Here is a 19838-nt window from a genome sequence, read left to right on the forward strand (position 1 = left end):
ATTTTAAATTGGTTTTATATTAAGATGAAATTTAAAGTATGATAAGCCTTGAAAAACAAGGCTTATTTAATTAAAGTCTTAAATTGATCTATAGCATCAAGTTTTTCCCAAGGATAATCCTTTTGTCCTACTTGTCCGCGAGCTGCTACATCAGCATAAAGAAAAGTGTCTTTGCTAGGTTTATCAAGACCAAATTTATCACGAATCCAATTTGGGGTTAAAGAGAAATTTTTCATTACAAAATCACTTAAAACATCATCATTTACCCCTGTATTGGTTCCTAAACAATCTACACTTACAGAAGTAGGTTTAGCAACACCTATGGCGTAACTGAGTTGAACTATACATTTTTTAGCAAGTCCTGCTGCGACTATATTTTTAGCAAGCCATCTGCCCGCATAAAGTCCACTTCTATCAACCTTGGTATAATCCTTGCTAGATTGCGCACCCCCTCCTATAGGAGCATATCCTCCAAAACTATCCACTATAAGTTTTCTTCCTGTTAAACCACTATCATGTAAAGAAGAGTGATTGACATATTTTCCTGTTGGATTGATCAAAATTCTAGTTTTTTCAGGATTAAAAAGTTCTTTTGGTAAATCACTTTCTAGGATCAATTTATTTACTAAAGCTCTTAAATCCTCTATTTTCATACTTTCAACGCAAGGTACAGAAACAACGATAGTATGAATACTTTGCGGTTTACAATTTTCAAAATTAGCTTTTGTACCATAATCAATAGTCACTTGAGTTTTAATATCTACACCCAACTCTTGCGGATGAGCTTTTGCATAAGCATAAACCTTATCACAAAGCGCTCTTGCGTAGCTTATAGCTGCTGGCATATACTCTTTAGCCTCACAACTTGCAAAACCAAACATAATACCTTGATCTCCAGCACCTGTTTCACCATCTTCTTGATCTACACCTTGATTAATATCAGGGCTTTGCTCATTTAAAAATACCATAACATCGACTTCATCAGGATGCAAACATTGTTCTTTACTAAAATATCCTGCTCCATCATAGCCTATATTTTTCAAAACATCTTTAACTAAATTATCGTAATCGGCTTTACTAAGCTTGTGATTTGATTTAACTTCTCCTCCTATCACAACCTTATTTCCTGCGACAAAAACCTCACTCGCCACCCTTGAATTTTTGTCATTTTTCAAGAGTATATCCACTATTGTATCAGCGATTATATCAGCGCATTTATCTGGATGACCTGCGCTTACGACTTCTGAAGTGAATAGATACATAAAAAGTCCTTTCATAAAAAATGAGTTACAATTCTAACTCAAATAAATTTATTCAAGCTTAATGCTTTAAAAAATTCACTAAAATTAAGCAAAAGTTCGTTAAAATCAAGTCCGATATATTGCATCAAATTTCAAAATAATAAAGGTTCTTATGTTCTCAAAACTAGTTCAAAGCTACGCCAAAGGTAGTCTAATCCTTCAAATCTGCGCAGGTATAATTTTAGGCATACTCGTAGGAATAAGCTCTAAGGAAATAGCTGAAGTTGTCAATTTATTGGGAGTTTTATTTACCAATGCTTTAAAAGCTATAGCTCCTATTCTTGTCTTTATACTCATTTTAACTTCGATTTGTACGAGAGATTTTTCTCAAAGTAGTTCTAAGATAAGAAATATTGTCATTTTATATATTGTAGGAACTTTTTTAGCAGCAGCTTGTGCAGTGATTGCAAGTTTTATGTTTCCTGTGGAATTAGTCCTAGAAGGAGTTCAAAAAGCAGAAAATACTTCTCCTATGCATTTAAATGAAATTTTTAAGAATTTACTTTTAAATATAGTAGATAATCCTATCAATGCACTTTCAAGTGGAAATTATTTAGGAATTTTAGCTTGGGCAATAGGCGGTGGTATAGCTTTGAAAAATTGCTCGCAAGAAGCAAAACAAATTTTTGTAGATATCAATGAAGGGGTTTTAAAAATTGTTAAATTTATAGTAAAACTCGCTCCTTTTGGAATTTTTGGTTTGGTAGCTAATTCTGTGGCACAAACAGGAGCGCAAGGATTGTTAAGCTACGCAAAACTCTTAGTATTGCTTGTACTTACTATGCTTTTTGTTGCTTTTGTAATCAATGCCTTAATTGTTTTCATTTATACTAGAAAAAATCCTTTTCCTTTGATTTTTATCTGCTTAAGACACAGCGCTTTTTTTGCTTTTTTTACAAGAAGCTCAGCTGCAAATATTCCTGTAAATATGGCACTTTGTGCTAAACTTGGAATCAATAAAGAATTTTATAGTATCTCCATCCCTCTTGGAGCAACCATAAACATGGCAGGTGCAGCAGTAACCATAGCTATACTAAGCCTTAGTGCCGCACATAGCGTTGGCATACAAGTAAGTTTTTTGCAAGCCTTTTTATTAAGCATTATTGCTACTTTTGCAGCCTGTGGCGCAAGTGGCGTAGCGGGCGGTTCGCTTTTACTTATCCCTTTAGCTTGCTCTTTATTTAACATAGACTATGATATCGCTATGAAAGTAGTTGCAATAGGGTTTATCATAGGCGTAGTACAAGATAGTGTTGAAACGGCATTAAATAGCTCAACAGATGTTTTATTTAGTGCTATTTGTTCTAAAGATGAGTTAAATTACGATATAAGGTAAATACAATGAGGCATCTCATCACAACAAAAGATTTTACTAATGATGAAATAATGGAGCTTTTTGAAGAAGCAAGAAATTTTTTAGATGAAAAACCTAGAACCTTACTCGAAGGCAAAAGTGTTACAACGATATTCTTTGAAAATTCCACGCGTACACTCTCATCCTTTGAAAGTGCCGCAAGAAGACTAGGAGCTAGAATTTTACGCCTTGATGTTTCAAGATCGAGCTCTAGTAAAGGCGAAACACTCTATGATACAGCGACTAATTTAGACGCTATGAGTCCTAATGCTATCATAGTAAGACATGCAAATTCAGGAGTACCTCATATTTTAGCTTCTCATATGCATTGTCCTGTTGTAAATGGTGGAGATGGCAAACATGCACACCCTACTCAAGCCCTACTTGATCTTTTTACAATTTATGAACATTTTAAAGGTGATATCAAGGGTAGAAAAATCTTAATCGTAGGAGATATTAAAAATTCAAGAGTTGCCTCTTCAAACGCTGAGCTTCTAACAAGATTTGGTTTAGATATCACCTTTGTGGCACCGCCCCATTTTATGCCTCATTCACCTTTAAAAAAATCTTATTCTTTAAATGAAGATTTAATCTCAAAAACCGATATTATAATGAGCTTAAGAACACAAACAGAAAGACATAATAAAATCATTTATGGTTCTTTAAAAGATTATGCAAATGATTTTTGTATCAAGCTTGATTTGATTAAAGATAAAAAACTCATCTTGCTCCATCCTGGCCCTGTACATAGAAATATCGATATAAGCGATGAAGTGATGGATGATGAAAGAGCTTTAGTTTTAAAACAAGTTAAAAATGGCGTTGCTATCAGAATGGCTGTTTTAAAAAAATTGATTTTAGAAAGCTAAGGAGAAAATATGTTAACTTGGGATTTGGGAGTATTGTTTAAAAACGAAGATGAATTAGAAAACACAACGCAAAACTATATTCAACAATCTAAAGAATTCAAAAAAAATTATTCTACTACTTTAGATAAATTAAACCCTGATGATTTTCTAAACGCTTTAAAAGAATACGAACATTTACATTTAATACTCTCAAAAATTATGACTTATGCTTATTTATGCTTTGCTAAGGATAGCTCCAAGGGTTCTTTTTATACTAAATATGAACAAGAATGTAAAAAAATAGAAGAAAATTTATTATTTTTTGAATTAGAATTTTGTGAACTTAGTGAAGAAAAAACTAAAGAATTGATTAAATTTTGCAAAGGCTATGATTTTTACTTGCAAAATCTTCTTCAAAATAAACGCTATAATCTAAGCCAAAAAGAAGAACGCATAATGCTTTATCTTTCAAACACAGGAGCTAATGCTTTTAGTAGATTATTTGATGAAAGCATGACTGCATTAAAAATTCCTTTCGAAGGCAATAAGCTTAGCGAGGAAGAAATTTTAAGCAAGCTTTACAATAATGACAGAAAAATAAGAAAAAAAGCCGCTAAAAAATTTACCAAAGCTCTTGATAAAAATTTAAATTTACTCACTTTTATTTTCAATATGATCAAAACAGAATTAAACAATATCTGCAAATTACGCGGATATGAAAGCGCAGAAACTCCAAGGCACTTGCAAAATCAAATCACCCAACAAAGTGTTGATTCGCTGATTCAAACCACGCAAAAACATTTTTACCTCGTATCTAATTTCTATAAAAGAAAAAAACAAATTTTAGGCTTTAACAAACTTAAAGATTATGATCGTTATGCACCCATTGGCAAAGAGGCAAAATTCAGTTTTGAGGAAAGTAAAAAAATCATTTTAAATGCTTTTTATGATTTTTCTCCTGTTCTTGGAGATATTGCAAAAGAAGCATTTAAAAAGGGTTGGATAGATGTTTATCCACAAGATAAAAAACAAAGTGGTGCTTTTTCACATTCAGCTACCCCAGATACTCATCCTTTTATCTTGCTAAATTATACAGATGGAAGGCGCGATCTTTTTACGCTTGCTCATGAGTTAGGACACACCATACATCAAAAACTTTCTTATAATGTTTCTTTTTTAAATCAAAATACTCCTTTAACTACAGCTGAAACTGCTTCAGTGTTTGCTGAAATGTTGGTATTTGATTATGTTAAAAACAAGCTCAAAAAAGAAGAATTGTTAGCGCTTTATGCTGCAAAAATCGAAGATATTTTTGCCACTCTTTATAGACAGATTAATTTCACTTGTTTTGAAAGACGCATTCATGTTAATGAAAATGAGCTAAAAAGTGAAGAAATTTCTCAAATTTGGATGGAAGAATCTCAAAAAATGTTTGGTGAAAGCGTGGAACTAAGTAAAAATTATGCCCTTTGGTGGAGTTATATTCCTCATTTTATCCATAGCCCTTTTTATTGTTATGCTTATGCTTATGCCCAGCTTTTAGTACTCGCGCTTTATGGGCTTTACAAGAGCAATGCTTGTAGCAATTTTAAAGAACTTTATATCAAAATGCTCTCTCTTGGAGGAAGCGTGAGTCCAAAAGAACTTGTGGGAATGTTTGGATTTGATATAGAAGATAAAAGCTTTTGGGAAATAGGTATAGTAGAAATCAAAAAACTTATCGATGAATTTATGAGGCTAAAATAATGATAGAAAAAATTCTTGAAAATGAAAATTTCATTGCTTTAATGCAAAAAAATTGCTATGATTTACTTTCAATCTTAATCCAAGAAAATATAGAATTTTCTATAGTGGCTAATACAAATTTTATTGATTTTGATCCTGTGTTGCCTGAAAATTTGGATGTTAAACAAAATCCTTTTGCATTATTTGTCCTTGGAGGATATACTTTTGAGTCCATTCAATTAGAAAAAGATCATATACAATTTCATGCAGGTTTTGGTCCTGATGATTTTGCTAGCTATGTTAAAGTAGATCTTGGAGCAATTACTCAAATTCAAGTTGAAAATAGTGTTTTGTTTGTTAATTTTAGTTTTTACAAACGCAAAGATAATACAAAGTCACAAAAATCCAAAAATATCTTTTTAAACAACCCTAAAAACAAAGACATTTTCAAAAAATGAATTTATTTACAGGTTTAAACGAAAGTCAAAAAGAGGCTGCAAGTCATATCGATGGCCCTATGCTTATACTAGCAGGTGCAGGTAGTGGAAAAACCAAAACAATTACAACGCGTCTTGCCTATATGATTGGGGAAGTTGGAATTCCTGCTATCAATACCCTAACCCTAACCTTTACAAACAAGGCTGCAAGTGTGATGAAAAATAGAGCCTTAAGCCTTCTTAATAGCAATGAAAATCCTTTACTTTGCACTTTTCATAAATTTGGCTTATTGTTTTTAAAACTCCATATAGAAAGATTAGGAAGAAAAAATAATTTTATTATCATCGATAATGATGATTCTAAAAAAATTTTAAAAGAACTCATTAATGATGATAAAACTAGCCCTCATCAAATTCTTCAGTTTATCTCACACTTTAAAAATGAAAGTAAAAGTGTTCAAGATGTATTTAATGATCTAGAATTGTTAAAAGATAATGAAATCAAACACCAAGCCTTGCAAAAAATTGCTATTTATTATCAAAACTATCAAGAATATTTACTCAAGCACAATTTCGTAGATTTTGATGATCTTTTACTTTTGACCAATATTCTTTTGGAAAATGATCAAAATTTCGCCAAAGAGCAAAGCTCTTTTTATCGTTATATCACAGTCGATGAATATCAAGATACCAATGCTTTACAATACAAAATTCTTAAAAATCTTTGCTGCGTTCATGAAAATATATGCGTTGTAGGGGATGATGATCAAAGCATTTATAGTTGGCGTGGTGCAAAGATAGAAAATATTTTAAATTTCCAAAGTGAATTTTCAAATGTAAAACTTGTTAAATTAGAGCAAAATTATCGTTCTGTGGGTATGATTTTAAAAGCTGCTAATAACCTAATATCACACAATAAAAAACGTCTTGGAAAAACCCTACTTTGCACAAAAGATGAGGGTGAAGATATTCAAATTCTAAGTTCAGATAATGAAAAAATCGAAAGTGCATTGGTGGCTAAAAAAATCAAAGAGCTTTTAAATTCGGGCATTTATGCTGGAGAAATTGCTGTTTTATTTCGTATCAATGCTCTTTCAAGATCCATAGAGGAAGCCTTTATGAAGGAAAAAATTCCTTATAAATTGCTAAGCGGAATGCGTTTTTATGAAAGACTTGAAATCAAAGATCTCATTTGCTATTTTAGAATTTTAATCAACCCTAATGATGATTTATCCTTTAAACGCATTATCAATAGGCCTAAAAGAAGCATAGGTGAAAAAGCTTTACAAAATTTAGAAGATTATGCACAAAAAAGAAAAATTTCACTCTTTGAAGCATTGTGCGAAAGCGATGGCAGTGTGGGAATTTTTTCTCTTAAAAAAGCACAAAATGAGGCAAAAAAATTCATACAAAATATTTACAAACTTAGAGAATATTCTGATTTAAAAAAAATGATTGAAAAATTTGAAGAACTTTTTGCTCTTAAAGAATTTTACGCTCTTCAAGAGGATGGCGATGAGCGCGTATTAAATATTGATGAATTTTATGCAAGCATCAAAGAAAAAATAAAAGAAGAACCACAAACAACCCTAGAAGATATTTTAAGTGAAATTTCACTGTTAAGCGATCAAGATGGGATTGAGGGAGAATGTGTATATCTTATGAGTGTGCATGCGAGCAAGGGTTTGGAATTTGATCATGTATTTATAGTAGGACTTGAAGAAGGATTTTTTCCTTTGAATGAAAGCGATATAGAAGAAGAAAGACGCCTTGCTTATGTGGCTATCACTCGCGCTAAAAAATGTCTATCGCTAAGCATTGCAAAATCTCGTTTTTACCGAGGAAGTCGCACGGAATTAGACTCTAGTCGTTTTTTAGAAGAAAGTCAATTAACAAAAAAAATCTCTATAAACAAAACCGAACAAGGATATCATAAAGGAGATCTAGTCAAACATAAAATTTTTGGCATAGGACGCGTTATTAGTGTCAATAAAAGCGCAAAAGAAGAAAAACTTACCATAAATTTTGGCGGGATAGAACGCATTATTATGGCAAGTTTTGTGGAAAAAGCCGTATGAATAAAATTTTTGTTGCTTTTAAACCCGCGGAAATGAGTTCTAATGCTTTTTTAGGTCAGATAAAAAAAAGATATAAAAATAAAAAGGCAGGTTATTCAGGAACCTTAGATCCCTTTGCCAAAGGGGTTTTAATAGTCGCCTTTGGGCAATACACTAAGCTTTTTAGATTTTTAAAAAAAACTCCAAAAACATACCAAGCAACACTTTGGCTTGGGGTTAAATCTCTAAGTCTTGATAATAAAAACATACAAGAAATAAAGCTTATAAAAGCTTTTGACATTAAACTCTTAGAACAAATCAAAATGGAACTTTTAGGAAAAATTTCTTATACTCCACCGCAATTTAGTGCTAAAAGAATAGAAGGTAAAAGAGCTTATGAATTTGCCAAAAGAGGTGAAAATATAGAGTTAAAATCTTGTATAATGGAAATTTTCTCTTGCAAAATCATACATTATACTCATCCCTTTTTACAGCTTGAATTAAGCGTTAGCGAAGGAGCTTATATAAGATCTTATTGTGAGCTTTTTGCTAAAAAATTAGGTATTAATGCCACTTTAAGTTCTCTTGAGCGCACCCGTGAGGGAGAATTTTTTTATAATCACGAAAAAAGCTTAAATGTGTTAGAATATCTAAATTTAAAGCCCAATTTCATTAAAGATTTAACAAAACTTGAAAATGGCACTAAAATATCCTTGGAAGAATTAAAATTTCAAGATGAGGGTTTTTATTATATAGAAAATAAAAAGTATTTTAGTATTATAAATATTAAAGAAAATAAAGTAGAATATCTTTTAAATAAGGTTGAAAAATGTTAATATTATCGCGAAAAGAAAATGAAAGTATTGTTATTGGTGAAGGAATTGAAATCAAAATCGTTCAAACTGGAAAAGGATATGCCAAAATAGGCATCGATGCTCCAAAATCTCTAATGATTTTAAGAAAAGAACTCCTTACTCAAATCAAAGATGAGAATTTACATTCTGTGGTAAAAAACGATGTTAAATTAGATGATTTAAGCAAAAAATTGATCCCATGAAAGCATATGCTAAAGCAAATATTTTTTTAAAACTTGTCGGATTTGATAAAAGACGATATCATCTTTTAGAATCTCGCTTTATACTTTTAAAAAACCTTTTTGATGAAATTCATATCGTTGAAAAAAGCTCTAATTCTCCTAAAGGTTTTGAAATCATTAGCAATTTTAATTGCGAGGATAATATCATCACAAAAGCTTATCATTTACTTTGTCAAAATGGCTATCAAAATAAATTAGAAGAATTTTTTAAAACCAAAAGCTTAAAATTAATCAAAAATATCCCCACATGTGCAGGACTTGGGGGAGGTAGTAGTGATTGCGCAAGTTTTTTAATGCTAATTAATGAAGAACTAAACTTAAAATTAAGCACTCAAAAACTTATAGAATTAAGCACTCAATTAGGCAGTGATATTGCTTTTTTCTTGAGTGGTTTTGAAAGTGCTAATGTAAGCGGATGTGGTGAAATCATAGAAGAATTTAATGATACTATACCGAGCCTAGAATGGGTTTTTCCTGAAGTATCTTGTCAAACTAAAAAAGTTTATGATGAATTTGATAAAGGGGAAATTGATTTTGAAAAAAACATTCTTGAAGCTAAAATTTACAAAGATTTAAACACGAAAGAACTTTTAGAAACTTTTAAAAATACCCAGCTTAATGATTTATTTACTCCTTGTGTAACTTTATATCCTAAAATGTTTCTTTTTTTAGAACAAGGTTTTTTCCTAAGTGGAAGCGGAAGTAGTGTTTTTAAGGTACATCAATGAAAGTCATTGCTAGAAATAAAAAAGCCTTATTTGATTATAGCATTATAGAACGCTTTGAATCAGGAGTGGTTTTAAAGGGTAGTGAAGTCGTGGCTTTACGCGCTGGAAGGGCAAATTTAAAAGACTCTTTTGTGCGTATTATTAAGGGTGAATTATTTTTGCTAAATGCTCATATATCACACCTTAGCACTACGCATTCTTATTATAAACATGAAGAAAGAGCTGCTAGAAAACTTTTAATGCACCGCAAACAAATAGATAAGCTTTTAGGCAAAGTTAGTATTGAGGGATACACCTTGGTAGTCTTAGAACTCTATTTTAACCATAAAAACAAAGTTAAAGCCACGCTAGCCTTAGCCAAAGGAAAAAATCTGCACGATAAACGCGAAAGTTTAAAGAAAAAACAAGCAGATATGGAAGCAAGATCTGCTATGAAAAATTACAAATAAAGGACTAGTATGAAAAAGAAAACGATATTGTCATTTTTTATCATTATAGGTTTTTTTATAAGCGCTTGTTCGCACCAAGAAGACATACAAAATGATTTTATGTTTGAAGAATACAGCAAAGGCGATAAGATTGTATTAAATAGCGTAAATGGAGGAGCTAAAACCTTAATTCGAACCGATAAAGGCTTCATTGTTGAAGGCGAGGAAGATAAAGTGTTGATGATTGATTTTTTTGGAACTTTTTGCGCTCCTTGCAAAGAAGAAGCTTTAGAGCTTAGCAAACTTTGGAAAAATAACTCAAATAAATTTATTATCATGGGGCTAACACATTTTGAAGATGTAAGTGATGAAACGGTTAAAAAATTTGCTGATGATTATGGAGCTTATTATTTCTTAAGTAATGATTCGCAAAATGATCGTATTATTGCTCAAATTTTAAAAGATATAGATTATCAAAGCATGGAGCAATTGCCTTTTAAAGTAGTAATGAAAAATGGAATTTATCAAAATCTTAGCAATTATTGGGATAGTAACACTTCAACAAATTTTTATTTAGGTAAAATTCCAACAGATTTTATACAAGATGATTTAGATAAAATTTATAAAGAAAAATAATGCCAAAGTTAAAAGTATTAGAAAAAAGTAAGCTTAAAGAGCCTAAAATGTTTAAGGTTATATTATTAAACGATGATGTAACCACGATGGACTTTGTTATTGAAGTTTTAATCAATATTTTCTACCATGATTTTGAAACAGCTAATAAAATTATGTTAGAGGTTCATCTTAATGGCAGTGGAATTTGTGGAATTTACACTCAAGAAATTGCACTTTCAAAGCAAAAAAAAGTTTCTGATGCTGCTAAATTGGCAAATTTTCCTTTACAAACTAGAGTGGAAGAAGAATGAAATATCAAGAAAATTTACAAAAATACCTTGATAATGCTAAACATTTAAGCACTATCAATCGTCATGAATTTACAACTTGTGAGCATGTGCTTTTTGCTATATTAAAACTAAGTTCAGATTTTAAATCAATATTTGAAGAACTCGCAGATGCCGAATTTGAACTTTTAGAAAGTGAACTTAAAAATTATATAGCAGAAAAAAACCAAAGTTTGGATCAAGAAATCGAACCTGTTAATTCTATAGTTTTAGATGAAATTCTTAATCATAAAAATGAAATAAAAATCATTGATTTTTTAGAAAAACTCATCCAAGATGATAGAACATATTCGAGCTTTCTTTTACAAAAACATGGTATGAATTTAGAAAAAATTCAAGATTTTAAACAAAATAGCGAAATAGAAAATTTAAATTCTTACGCAAGCGACTTAACGCTTTTGGCGCAAAAAGGTAAAATAGACCCTTTAATAGGAAGAAAATTCGAGCTTGAGCGCATTATACAAATCCTATCAAGACGCAAGAAAAACAATCCTATTTTAATCGGAGAAGCTGGAGTTGGAAAAACTGCGATAGTTGAAGGACTTGCATTGGCCATTGCTGAAAAAAAAGTTCCAAAAAATTTGCAAAATGCTAAAATTTTTAGCCTAGATATAGCAGGATTGCTTTCAGGGACTAAATATCGTGGCGATTTTGAAAAACGAATCAAAGAAGTCTTAGAAGGACTTCAAAAACTTCCTAATGCTATCTTATTTATAGATGAAATTCACACCATAGTTGGAGCTGGAGCAACTGGAGAATCACATACAGATTTTTCTAATCTACTCAAGCCAGCCTTAAGCAATGGTACTTTAAAATGTATAGGTGCAACCACTTTTATGGAATATAAAAATACTTTTGATAAAAACAAAGCCTTAAGTCGCCGTTTTGCTAAAATCAATATAGATGAACCAAGCCAAGAAGAAGCTTTTCAAATTTTACAAGGCTTAAAAAGCAAATATGAGGATTTTCATAAGATTAAAATTAGTGATGAAGTCCTTCAGCAAGCTGTTGTTTGGGGCAAGAAATTTTTCAGCGATAAATACCTTCCTGATAGTGCTATAGATCTTGTCGATGAGCTTGGAGCTTCTTATGTTCTTAAGGCAAAAACTAAAAAAAATGCCGATATTAAAGATTTAGAACAAGTTTTAGCCAAAATGACTCATCATCATAAAATGTTTGAATTTGATCAAAATAAAGCCTTGATGAATCTAAGTCTTAATTTAAAGGCAAAAATATTTGGTCAAGATGAAGTGATTGACAAGCTTGTTGCGACCCTAAAACAAAGTTTTGCAGGATTTAAAAATTTAAATACCCCACGAGGAGTATTTTTATTTACAGGATCTAGCGGAGTTGGAAAAACTGAACTTTGCAAAGTTTTAGCAGAATTTTTAGGTTTAAATTTAGAGCGTTTTGATATGAGCGAATATGCAGAAAAACATAGCATAAGCAAACTCATAGGTTCTCCTGCAGGATATGTGGGATATGAAGATGGAGGACTTTTAAGCAATGCGGTTCGAAAAAATCCTTTCAGTCTTATCCTCTTTGATGAGATAGAAAAAGCTCATCCTGATTTAAGCAATACTTTCTTGCAAATCTTTGATAATGCAGAGCTTACAGACAATAGTGGCCTTAAAGCTGACTTTAAAAATACTATTATAATCATGACTTCAAATTTAGGACTAAAAGAAAGCAATGAGCTTGGATTCCTAAGCAAAAATGAAGAAAAAAGCAACCGTGCTATTAAAGATTTTTTTGCACCTGAATTTATCAATCGTATTGATAAAATTCTTCATTTTAACGATCTAGATGATACTGTGCTTGTTAAAATCATTCAAAAAGAATTAGATGAAATTTCTAAAAATCTTAAAAATATCCAATTAGTTGCTGATGAAAAAGCTAAGCTATACTTAGCGAAAAAAGCCTACAATAAAGAATTTGGAGTAAGATTATTAAAACGCATTATTTCCGAAGAAATCGGAGAAAAAATCAGTGATGAAATTTTATTTGGAAAACTTAAAAAAGGCGGGATAGCTAAAATCAAGCTTAATAAAAATGGAAAGCTCGATCTTATATTCTAAACTTATGGATGCGCCCAAAGACGCACCCGTTTTTTTAAGTCAAAAACTAGAACCTGATTTTATCTTAAAAGCCTATCGTTTTGGGCTTTTTCCATGGACTAACAAACCCGTTACTTGGTGGTGCCCTGATCCTAGATGTGTATTAAATCCCAGCGAAATTCATATCCAAAAAAATATGAAAAAATTTATCAATCTTTATCAAATTAAACTTGATTATGATTTTTTAAGCCTTATCCATTTGTGTCGCAACACGCGTCCTCAAAGTTGGATTGATGATGAGTTTATAGAAAATTACTATGAGCTTTTTAAGCAAGGATACGTTCATACTTTAGAACTTTATGAGGATAAAGAATTAATTGGGGGAATTTATGGACTGATTATAGGTAAGGTTTTTTTTGGAGAAAGTATGGTAAGCCTTAGAAAAAATGCTTCAAAAATAGCTTTAATCAAACTTTGCAAGCTTCTTAAACCCTATGATTTTGTCATAGATTGTCAAGTTTATAATAAACATTTAGAATTTATGGGAGCTAAAAATATCGAAAGAAAAACATTTTTAAATATTTTAAAAGAAAAATGTGATCAAGAAAGTGGATTTACAAATTTTAGCACCTTAATCAATCAAATATAACTTCTCTTCATTTTTATGCTTATTTTTTAATTTTTGATTATCATTAGCTTGTGATTTGCATTCATATCAACTTTTTATTGTCTAATCAAATGTTAAATATATTTTTGATACCTATTATAATCATCTTACACCCCATCGCCACAATAAAAACCTGAGCGATACGCGAAAAGACATGTAAAATAAGCTTTCCAACAATTTTTTCAATCGTAGCAGCAAAATGAAAAAGTGCAAACATAAAAATAAAAGCTATTATCACACCTCCAAAAGCTATATCCAATCCACCATCCTCTGAAATCACTATCACACTAGCTAAGGTTCCAGGACCTACAAGCATTGGAAAAGCCATAGGTATTAAACTTTGGCGTAAAATTTCTTTCTCATTTGCTTCTTGATAAGAATCAAAACTTTGAGTTGCAAGCTTGGTTGAAAATAATAAATTTTTAATAGCCATTATAATTAAAACCAAACCCCCAGAAACTCTCAAATCATCTAAAGAAACCCTAAAAATATAATTCATAAACAAAGGTCCTGAAAATAAAAAAGCAAGCACAATAGCCAATGCTGTATAAAGTATAGTTCTAAAAAGTTTTTTTCTAAGGGCTAAAGGTAGGCCATCGCTCATGGCTAAAAATTGCGTTAAATTACCAAAAGGATTTAACACAGCCAATAATGTTATGCCCGCAAAAAACATTAAATAAAGCTCAGAGCCTACATTTGAAAACATTTATTATTCGCCTTTTACAAATTCTAAAGAGATGGAATTAACACAATGTCTAATATTTTTAGCAGAAAAACCCTCTCCCTCAAATACATGGCCTAAATGGCCATTGCAATTTGCACATACAATTTCCGTGCGAATGCCATCTTTATCAGGAAGTCTTTTAATAGCCCCTTTGATTTCATCATCAAAGCTTGGCCATCCACAACCTGACTTGAATTTATCTTCAGATCTATAAAGCTTAGACCCGCATTGCTTGCAAAGATAGATCCCTTTTTCGTAAAAATTATTATATTTACCACTAAAAGGAGCTTCAGTGCCCTTGTTTAAAATAACCCTAGCTTCTTCTTTGTTTAATTTTTTCATAGTTTATCCTTGATGAAATTGTTCTAAATTACTACTTAAGAATTATAGCAAATTTTATTTTTTATCAAAATGTATTTTCCAAAAAAGCTTTAGTTTGAATTTTTTATAGTAAAAATTTAGTTTTATATATTAAAATCAAAAAAATATTTTAGAAAGACTTAAAATGCAAAAAGAATTTTTTAATGAACTTGAAAAAATACTCTATGAGCAAAATCTTGATAACAAATTTGAAAATTTTGCTATATTTTATGATGATTTTAAAAGCCAAAAATTCATTTTTAATCACGAGCAAGGAAGTATTTTTAAGACAAATATTAACCCTGCTTTAAAATTATTGCACCCTACTCGCATTAGACGTCCTAAATTTGTAAATTCTACCCATTCTTTAGCAAAGATTGTTCATTCCATTGCGCATATAGAATTTAGTGCTATCAATTTAGCCTTAGATGCAAGTTATCGTTTTAAAAATCTGCCTCAACAATTTTATATCGATTGGCTAGAAGTTGCCGATGAAGAAATCAAACATTTCAAGCTTTTAAATGCAGCATTAGATGAGCTAGGTTATAAATATGGGGATTTTGCTATTCATGATAACTTAGAAGCCGCGCTTGAAGCCACAAAAGATTGTTTGAGTTTAAGAATGGGAGTGGTTCACCGAGGGTTAGAAGCCAAGGGGCTTGATGCAAATCCTTTTGTAGTAGCAAAACTTGAAAGCTCAAACCATCCCATAAAAAGTCTTTTAAAAGATGTTTTGCATATTATCTTAAATGATGAAATAAAACATGTAAGCAAGGGTGATAACTGGTGGAAATTTTCCAATCAAAACAATTATGATTTTATAGAACTTTGTAAAATATTTAATCAATTTTCCCTAGCAGGTAAAAAACTTAATATCGAAGCAAGAATAAAGGCTGGATTTAGCAAAGCAGAATGTGAGGCTATAGCTCAATTCTATGCTTAAGCTTTCATCTTAAATTTAGAAAAAATAAGGGTATAAATCGCTCTTATTATCCCATAAATCACATACAAACTTGCTAAGATTACTAAACTTTCAAGTGGATAAAGATATAAAAAAGAAAAAACAATAATTAAGATAATCAAAACCTTTAAAACACTTGATCTATTAAAATCTAGCTTTTTAAAACTTGGATAGCGTATATTGCTAACCATTAGCAAGCCTAAAATCGCTTGCAAGATTAAAAAAATGATTCCATATGCTCTTAAAAAATCATAATAATAATAACTATAAGTCCAAATAGCACTTACTACAGCAGCAGTAGGTATAGGAAGTCCTATAAAAACAGATGGTTCATAAGTTCCTGTAGTGACATTAAATCTTGCTAGGCGTATTGCTCCAAAAACAACAAAAAAAGCAGTTATTAAAGAGCCATATCTTCCAAATTCAGAGCCAATAACCATATAAAAAAATATGGCCGGTGCGGCGCCAAAGGCTATCAGATCGGCCAAAGAGTCAAATTCAATGCCAAATTTAGAAGTAGTCTTTGTAAGCCTTGCAACACGACCATCAAGACCATCACATATTAAAGAAAAAATAATATACAATAAAGCCATATAATAATTGCCTTGTATAGAGGCGATTATAGAAATTACACCCAAAAACGCTGAAGCTGCTGTAAAAAGATTGGGTAAAATATAAATAAATTGTGATTTATTATTGTTCATTTTTTATCCTTAAGCTAAGTAGCCTAATAAAGAACCTGATTTTAACTCGTCTCCAAGTCCTACATGAATTCGTGTATCTCTTGGCAATAAAATACTTATGGTTCCATTAATTAAAAAACCCATTTTATCTCCAACTGTCAAGCTATGAGATAAATTATCAAGCTTCAATTTTCTATCAAAAGAGCCTGCATATATCCGTAAAACAACATTAGATCCGTTACTTGAAGCAAAAATACTTACATTTTCATTCATTATTCTAGCGCTTTTTAATTCGCTGCATAAAAAAAGTCCATGCTTTAGCGCAATATCATTAATATCCATTTTAAAAGGAGTGTAAAAAGCTCCAGCATCATAAAAAGCATTTTTAATGCTTATTTCAACACTTTCACCTAAATATTTATCAAATGTATTTTCTATTCTAGTTATCCTGCCATCAATAGGTGATAATATAGCCTTACTATCATTGCATACCCTTACACGATTTGGGATTCTAAAAATAAACAAAAGTACCAATAAAAATAAAAAAAGAAGGACAGAAAAGCTATAAAATATCCAACAAATAACAAATAAGATAAAAACTATAGCTATAAACCAATGTCCTTCTTTAGTAATATATTTTCCCATTACTCTGCTTGTTTGCTTTCTTCTTTATGTTCTTCGTTTATTTCCTGCAAACGCGTAGGAAGATTGTTTTCATTTTCATAACTTTTGATAATATCTCTTACCTTAGCACCTTCTATGGTTTCTTCTTCATAAAGTGCTGCAACCATGGTTTCAATCGCACCCTTATAAGTATTTAAAGTGTCTTTAACATCTTTATAACGCTCATCCAAAGTCTTTTTAACATAATCATCTAAAGATTCAGCCATTTTTTCAGAATAATCTTTTATAGTTTGGCCACCTGTTAAAAAAGTATTTCTTTGCTTTTCAAGCACCATCAAGCCTGCAATTTCACTCATACCATACATTGAAATCATAGCCTTGATAATATCTGTTGCTCTTTCAAGGTCATTGCTTGCACCGGTAGAAATTTCGCCTATAAATACCTCTTCTGCAGCACGCCCGCCCAAAAGCACATCAACTTCGGCAATAAGCTCATGCTTTTGCATTAAAAATTTATTTTCTTCAGGCGTATTGAGTGTATAACCAAGTGCAGCAAGCCCTCTAGGAATCACAGAAACCTTACTAACGCGTTTTGCACCCTTTGTAGTTTCAGCAATTAAAGCATGTCCACATTCGTGATAAGTAATGATTTTCTTCTCTTTGTCGTTAATGCGACGTGATTTCTTTTCAAGGCCAGCTATAGCTCTTTCAACAGCTTCTACAAGATCATTTTGTTCTACATATTTTTTCGAATCCCTACCTGCTAAAAGCGCTGCTTCATTGATAATATTTGCAAGATCAGCTCCCGCAAGCCCTGCGGTTAAACGCGCTATATCTTCTACTTTAACCTTTGGAGAAATTTTCACATCTTTCATATGCACTTTTAAAATATCACATCTACCTTTAAAATCAGGCTTATCAACCAAAACTTGACGATCAAACCTTCCCGGTCTTAAAAGGGCCGCATCCAAAACTTCAGGTCTATTAGTAGCTGCTAAAACAATTACTGGAGAACTTTCAGTCCCAAAACCATCCATTTCAGCTAAAAGCTGATTTAAAGTTTGTTCTCTTTCATCATTGCCACCCATCATACCGCTTGCGGCACGACTTTTACCTATGGCATCAATTTCATCGATAAAAACAATAGCAGGAGCTTCTTTTTTTGCATTTTCAAATAAATCCCTCACACGAGAAGCACCCACACCCACAAACATTTCTATAAAAGATGAACCCGAAACGCTAAAAAATGGCACATCAGCTTCACCCGCTACTGCTTTTGCTAATAATGTTTTTCCTGTGCCCGGAGGTCCTACAAGCAATAAACCTTTTGGAATTTTTGCACCAAGCTTAATGTATCTTTCTGGATATTTTAAAAAATCTACTATTTCCTTAACTTCTTCTTTTGCCTCTTCTACGCCCGCAACATCGTTAAATTTAACTTTTGGTTTTTCTGAATTTACAAGTTTTTTAGAGCTGCCTATACCAAGTATAGAACTTCCCATGTTTTTTTGCATACGACTTGCCAAAAACATCCAAATTCCAAAGAAAATAAATATAGGCAAAACCCAAGAAAATAAAATATCTGTAAACCAATTTGTTTCAGAATAAGCTCCATAAGCAATATTCTTACTATCAAGCAAGCTTACAAATTCAGGATCATTAACTTTTTTAGTAGTATAGACTGTATTTTGAGCACTAGAAACTGCTTTTATAGTAGTTTGTCCTATACTTACTTGATTGATCTGTCCACTTTCAATAAGTTTTTTGAGTTCAGAATAAGGTACATTTTTGCTAACCTCAGTTCCATTTAAAGCACCACCTAAAGATCCATTGCCATCAAAAAATCCCTTAAAGACAATTATCATAACAATAGCAAAAATCGCAAAAATAAAAATTGGATTCTTGTTGAAAAAGTTATTGCCCTGCGGATTACCCTTATTATTAGGAGCATTGTTGTTATTATTCATCATTTTTCCTTTGTTTTATTTTTATATACCAAAGAGCACCATTCATTAATTTGCATTTCATCAATAAGCTCTAAATCCTGAAATTTTTCTTTTACTCTTGTTTTATACTTATCCAAAATTCCAGATAAGATAAGTATAGCATTATCTTCTAAATGCTTTTTAATATCTTTTTCTAAAATCAAAATCACATCAGCAATTATATTTGCAACCACCAAATCATATAATCCCTCTGCCTTATCTACAGAACCATGCCAAGCTTGTGCGAAATTTACATTATTTAACTTTGCATTGTCTAAGGCACTTTCAATAGCCAAATCATCAGTATCGCAAATTTCAACTTTGCATCCTAATTTTGCCATAACAATGGCTAAGATACCGCTTCCACAGCCTATATCTAAAGATCTTGAATTATTTTTAGCAAATTTTTGTAGAAATTTTACACAGCCATAAGTGCTTTCATGATGCCCAGAACCAAAAGCTAAAGCAGGATTGATTTTAATATTAAGATAATTTTCTTTTTCTTCTTGCCAAGTAGTATGAATATAAATATTATCAATTAAAATGGGCTTTATTCCTTTTTTATATTCTTCCACCCAGTCTTTATTTTCTTTTTTTTCAATGCTTTTATGAAGTATAATATTTTCTTTTAAATTGAATCTTTGACTTAATTTTTGGGCAAAAATTTCAATTGCCCAAGCAAGCTCTTCTAAATTTTCTTCCGAGCGTATATAAATACCATTATCTTTTTCTTCTATAGCGTCTACACCCAAATCGAAAACAAAATCAAGAAATAAATTTTTATACTGCTCTTGAATTTCAAGAAACAGTTCATAATAAAATTTTTGCATTAATTATTAAA

At 31.2% G+C, this 19838-nt stretch carries 21 protein-coding genes; 14 read left to right on the top strand and 7 right to left on the bottom strand.

Annotated features, from left to right (window positions below):
* Positions 1–62 precede the first annotated feature (62 nt).
* A complete protein-coding gene (metK, locus tag KAR67_RS02895; protein ID WP_002777165.1) occupies positions 63–1262 on the bottom strand; it encodes a methionine adenosyltransferase in 1200 nt (399 codons plus the stop codon).
* A gap of 151 nt (positions 1263–1413) precedes the next feature.
* Here metK and sstT point away from each other — a divergent pair, with 151 nt between their 5' ends.
* Genes sstT through aat form a run of 13 tightly spaced genes read left to right on the top strand, consistent with a single transcriptional unit; the run spans position 1414 to position 13642 of the window.
* Positions 1414–2637, top strand: a complete 1224-nt coding sequence (gene sstT / locus KAR67_RS02900) for a serine/threonine transporter SstT (protein WP_002782167.1) — start codon at positions 1414–1416, stop codon at positions 2635–2637.
* 5 nt (positions 2638–2642) lie between these two features.
* Complete coding sequence (locus KAR67_RS02905) at positions 2643–3524, top strand: aspartate carbamoyltransferase catalytic subunit (RefSeq protein ID WP_002777170.1); 882 nt, start codon at positions 2643–2645, stop codon at positions 3522–3524.
* 9 nt (positions 3525–3533) lie between these two features.
* Complete coding sequence (locus KAR67_RS02910; RefSeq protein WP_057030596.1) at positions 3534–5249, top strand: M3 family oligoendopeptidase; 1716 nt, start codon at positions 3534–3536, stop codon at positions 5247–5249.
* Positions 5249–5686 (top strand): hypothetical protein, encoded by a 438-nt coding sequence (locus tag KAR67_RS02915; protein ID WP_002777175.1) that lies wholly within the window; start codon positions 5249–5251, stop codon positions 5684–5686. The genes KAR67_RS02910 and KAR67_RS02915 overlap by 1 nt, the downstream gene beginning before the upstream one ends.
* Positions 5683–7743, top strand: coding sequence for a UvrD-helicase domain-containing protein (locus tag KAR67_RS02920; protein ID WP_002783711.1), 2061 nt, complete (start codon positions 5683–5685; stop codon positions 7741–7743). Before KAR67_RS02915 ends, KAR67_RS02920 begins: the two co-directional genes overlap by 4 nt.
* Positions 7740–8558: a tRNA pseudouridine(55) synthase TruB gene (gene truB / locus KAR67_RS02925; RefSeq protein ID WP_002777177.1), complete on the top strand. Its 819-nt coding sequence runs from the start codon at positions 7740–7742 to the stop codon at positions 8556–8558. The genes KAR67_RS02920 and truB overlap by 4 nt, the downstream gene beginning before the upstream one ends.
* On the top strand, positions 8552–8779 hold the full coding sequence (gene csrA, locus KAR67_RS02930; RefSeq protein WP_002777178.1) for a carbon storage regulator CsrA: 228 nt from the start codon (positions 8552–8554) through the stop codon (positions 8777–8779). Before truB ends, csrA begins: the two co-directional genes overlap by 7 nt.
* A complete protein-coding gene (locus KAR67_RS02935; RefSeq protein ID WP_002790135.1) occupies positions 8776–9546 on the top strand; it encodes a 4-(cytidine 5'-diphospho)-2-C-methyl-D-erythritol kinase in 771 nt (256 codons plus the stop codon). The genes csrA and KAR67_RS02935 overlap by 4 nt, the downstream gene beginning before the upstream one ends.
* Positions 9543–9995: an SsrA-binding protein SmpB gene (gene smpB / locus KAR67_RS02940; protein WP_002777180.1), complete on the top strand. Its 453-nt coding sequence runs from the start codon at positions 9543–9545 to the stop codon at positions 9993–9995. The genes KAR67_RS02935 and smpB overlap by 4 nt, the downstream gene beginning before the upstream one ends.
* Positions 9996–10004: 9 nt before the next feature.
* Positions 10005–10610: a TlpA disulfide reductase family protein gene (locus KAR67_RS02945; RefSeq protein ID WP_002777181.1), complete on the top strand. Its 606-nt coding sequence runs from the start codon at positions 10005–10007 to the stop codon at positions 10608–10610.
* On the top strand, positions 10610–10900 hold the full coding sequence (locus KAR67_RS02950; RefSeq protein WP_002777182.1) for an ATP-dependent Clp protease adaptor ClpS: 291 nt from the start codon (positions 10610–10612) through the stop codon (positions 10898–10900). Before KAR67_RS02945 ends, KAR67_RS02950 begins: the two co-directional genes overlap by 1 nt.
* Complete coding sequence (locus KAR67_RS02955; RefSeq protein ID WP_131235454.1) at positions 10897–13014, top strand: AAA family ATPase; 2118 nt, start codon at positions 10897–10899, stop codon at positions 13012–13014. The genes KAR67_RS02950 and KAR67_RS02955 overlap by 4 nt, the downstream gene beginning before the upstream one ends.
* The gene (aat, locus tag KAR67_RS02960; protein WP_002787725.1) at positions 12989–13642 is read left to right on the top strand and encodes a leucyl/phenylalanyl-tRNA--protein transferase; all 654 of its coding nucleotides are present in this window, start codon (positions 12989–12991) and stop codon (positions 13640–13642) included. The genes KAR67_RS02955 and aat overlap by 26 nt, the downstream gene beginning before the upstream one ends.
* Before the next feature lie 85 nt (positions 13643–13727).
* On the opposite strand, the gene KAR67_RS02965 is transcribed toward aat, so the two are convergent.
* Together KAR67_RS02965 and KAR67_RS02970 are read right to left on the bottom strand one after the other, a co-directional pair.
* Positions 13728–14366: a MarC family protein gene (locus KAR67_RS02965; RefSeq protein ID WP_002777185.1), complete on the bottom strand. Its 639-nt coding sequence runs from the start codon at positions 14364–14366 to the stop codon at positions 13728–13730.
* 3 nt (positions 14367–14369) lie between these two features.
* Positions 14370–14726, bottom strand: a complete 357-nt coding sequence (locus KAR67_RS02970; protein ID WP_002777186.1) for a methionine-R-sulfoxide reductase — start codon at positions 14724–14726, stop codon at positions 14370–14372.
* A 163-nt stretch (positions 14727–14889) separates the two neighbouring features.
* Between KAR67_RS02970 and KAR67_RS02975 the strand changes: the two genes are divergently transcribed.
* A complete protein-coding gene (locus tag KAR67_RS02975; protein WP_002777187.1) occupies positions 14890–15687 on the top strand; it encodes a ferritin-like domain-containing protein in 798 nt (265 codons plus the stop codon).
* Here KAR67_RS02975 and pssA read toward each other — a convergent pair.
* The 4 genes from pssA to KAR67_RS02995 are packed head-to-tail and all read right to left on the bottom strand — an operon-like array spanning position 15684 to position 19827.
* Complete coding sequence (gene pssA, locus KAR67_RS02980; protein WP_002777189.1) at positions 15684–16409, bottom strand: CDP-diacylglycerol--serine O-phosphatidyltransferase; 726 nt, start codon at positions 16407–16409, stop codon at positions 15684–15686. The genes KAR67_RS02975 and pssA overlap by 4 nt on opposite strands.
* 9 nt (positions 16410–16418) lie before the next feature.
* A complete protein-coding gene (locus tag KAR67_RS02985) occupies positions 16419–17033 on the bottom strand; it encodes a phosphatidylserine decarboxylase (RefSeq protein ID WP_002790132.1) in 615 nt (204 codons plus the stop codon).
* Positions 17033–18979, bottom strand: coding sequence for an ATP-dependent zinc metalloprotease FtsH (gene ftsH, locus KAR67_RS02990; protein WP_002780655.1), 1947 nt, complete (start codon positions 18977–18979; stop codon positions 17033–17035). Before ftsH ends, KAR67_RS02985 begins: the two co-directional genes overlap by 1 nt.
* On the bottom strand, positions 18979–19827 hold the full coding sequence (locus KAR67_RS02995) for a 50S ribosomal protein L11 methyltransferase (RefSeq protein WP_002777195.1): 849 nt from the start codon (positions 19825–19827) through the stop codon (positions 18979–18981). The genes ftsH and KAR67_RS02995 overlap by 1 nt, the downstream gene beginning before the upstream one ends.
* Positions 19828–19838 lie beyond the last annotated feature (11 nt).

This window comes from Campylobacter sp. JH32 (assembly GCF_017846535.1).
Lineage (GTDB): Bacteria > Campylobacterota > Campylobacteria > Campylobacterales > Campylobacteraceae > Campylobacter_D > Campylobacter_D coli.

Excerpts from the sequence above, each read along its gene's own strand:
- KAR67_RS02905 (WP_002777170.1), top strand. The coding sequence starts at position 2,643 with ATGAGGCATCTCATCACAACAAAAGATTTTACTAATGATGAAATAATG.
- KAR67_RS02965 (WP_002777185.1), bottom strand. The coding sequence starts at position 14,366 with ATGTTTTCAAATGTAGGCTCTGAGCTTTATTTAATGTTTTTTGCGGGC.
- KAR67_RS02975 (WP_002777187.1), top strand. The coding sequence starts at position 14,890 with ATGCAAAAAGAATTTTTTAATGAACTTGAAAAAATACTCTATGAGCAA.
- KAR67_RS02970 (WP_002777186.1), bottom strand. The coding sequence starts at position 14,726 with ATGAAAAAATTAAACAAAGAAGAAGCTAGGGTTATTTTAAACAAGGGC.
- KAR67_RS02935 (WP_002790135.1), top strand. The coding sequence starts at position 8,776 with ATGAAAGCATATGCTAAAGCAAATATTTTTTTAAAACTTGTCGGATTT.
- csrA (WP_002777178.1), top strand. The coding sequence starts at position 8,552 with ATGTTAATATTATCGCGAAAAGAAAATGAAAGTATTGTTATTGGTGAA.
- KAR67_RS02915 (WP_002777175.1), top strand. The coding sequence starts at position 5,249 with ATGATAGAAAAAATTCTTGAAAATGAAAATTTCATTGCTTTAATGCAA.
- KAR67_RS02995 (WP_002777195.1), bottom strand. The coding sequence starts at position 19,827 with ATGCAAAAATTTTATTATGAACTGTTTCTTGAAATTCAAGAGCAGTAT.
- aat (WP_002787725.1), top strand. The coding sequence starts at position 12,989 with ATGGAAAGCTCGATCTTATATTCTAAACTTATGGATGCGCCCAAAGAC.
- KAR67_RS02945 (WP_002777181.1), top strand. The coding sequence starts at position 10,005 with ATGAAAAAGAAAACGATATTGTCATTTTTTATCATTATAGGTTTTTTT.
- pssA (WP_002777189.1), bottom strand. The coding sequence starts at position 16,409 with ATGAACAATAATAAATCACAATTTATTTATATTTTACCCAATCTTTTT.
- KAR67_RS02920 (WP_002783711.1), top strand. The coding sequence starts at position 5,683 with ATGAATTTATTTACAGGTTTAAACGAAAGTCAAAAAGAGGCTGCAAGT.
- truB (WP_002777177.1), top strand. The coding sequence starts at position 7,740 with ATGAATAAAATTTTTGTTGCTTTTAAACCCGCGGAAATGAGTTCTAAT.
- KAR67_RS02955 (WP_131235454.1), top strand. The coding sequence starts at position 10,897 with ATGAAATATCAAGAAAATTTACAAAAATACCTTGATAATGCTAAACAT.
- smpB (WP_002777180.1), top strand. The coding sequence starts at position 9,543 with ATGAAAGTCATTGCTAGAAATAAAAAAGCCTTATTTGATTATAGCATT.
- KAR67_RS02910 (WP_057030596.1), top strand. The coding sequence starts at position 3,534 with ATGTTAACTTGGGATTTGGGAGTATTGTTTAAAAACGAAGATGAATTA.
- KAR67_RS02985 (WP_002790132.1), bottom strand. The coding sequence starts at position 17,033 with ATGGGAAAATATATTACTAAAGAAGGACATTGGTTTATAGCTATAGTT.
- metK (WP_002777165.1), bottom strand. The coding sequence starts at position 1,262 with ATGTATCTATTCACTTCAGAAGTCGTAAGCGCAGGTCATCCAGATAAA.
- KAR67_RS02950 (WP_002777182.1), top strand. The coding sequence starts at position 10,610 with ATGCCAAAGTTAAAAGTATTAGAAAAAAGTAAGCTTAAAGAGCCTAAA.
- sstT (WP_002782167.1), top strand. The coding sequence starts at position 1,414 with ATGTTCTCAAAACTAGTTCAAAGCTACGCCAAAGGTAGTCTAATCCTT.
- ftsH (WP_002780655.1), bottom strand. The coding sequence starts at position 18,979 with ATGAATAATAACAACAATGCTCCTAATAATAAGGGTAATCCGCAGGGC.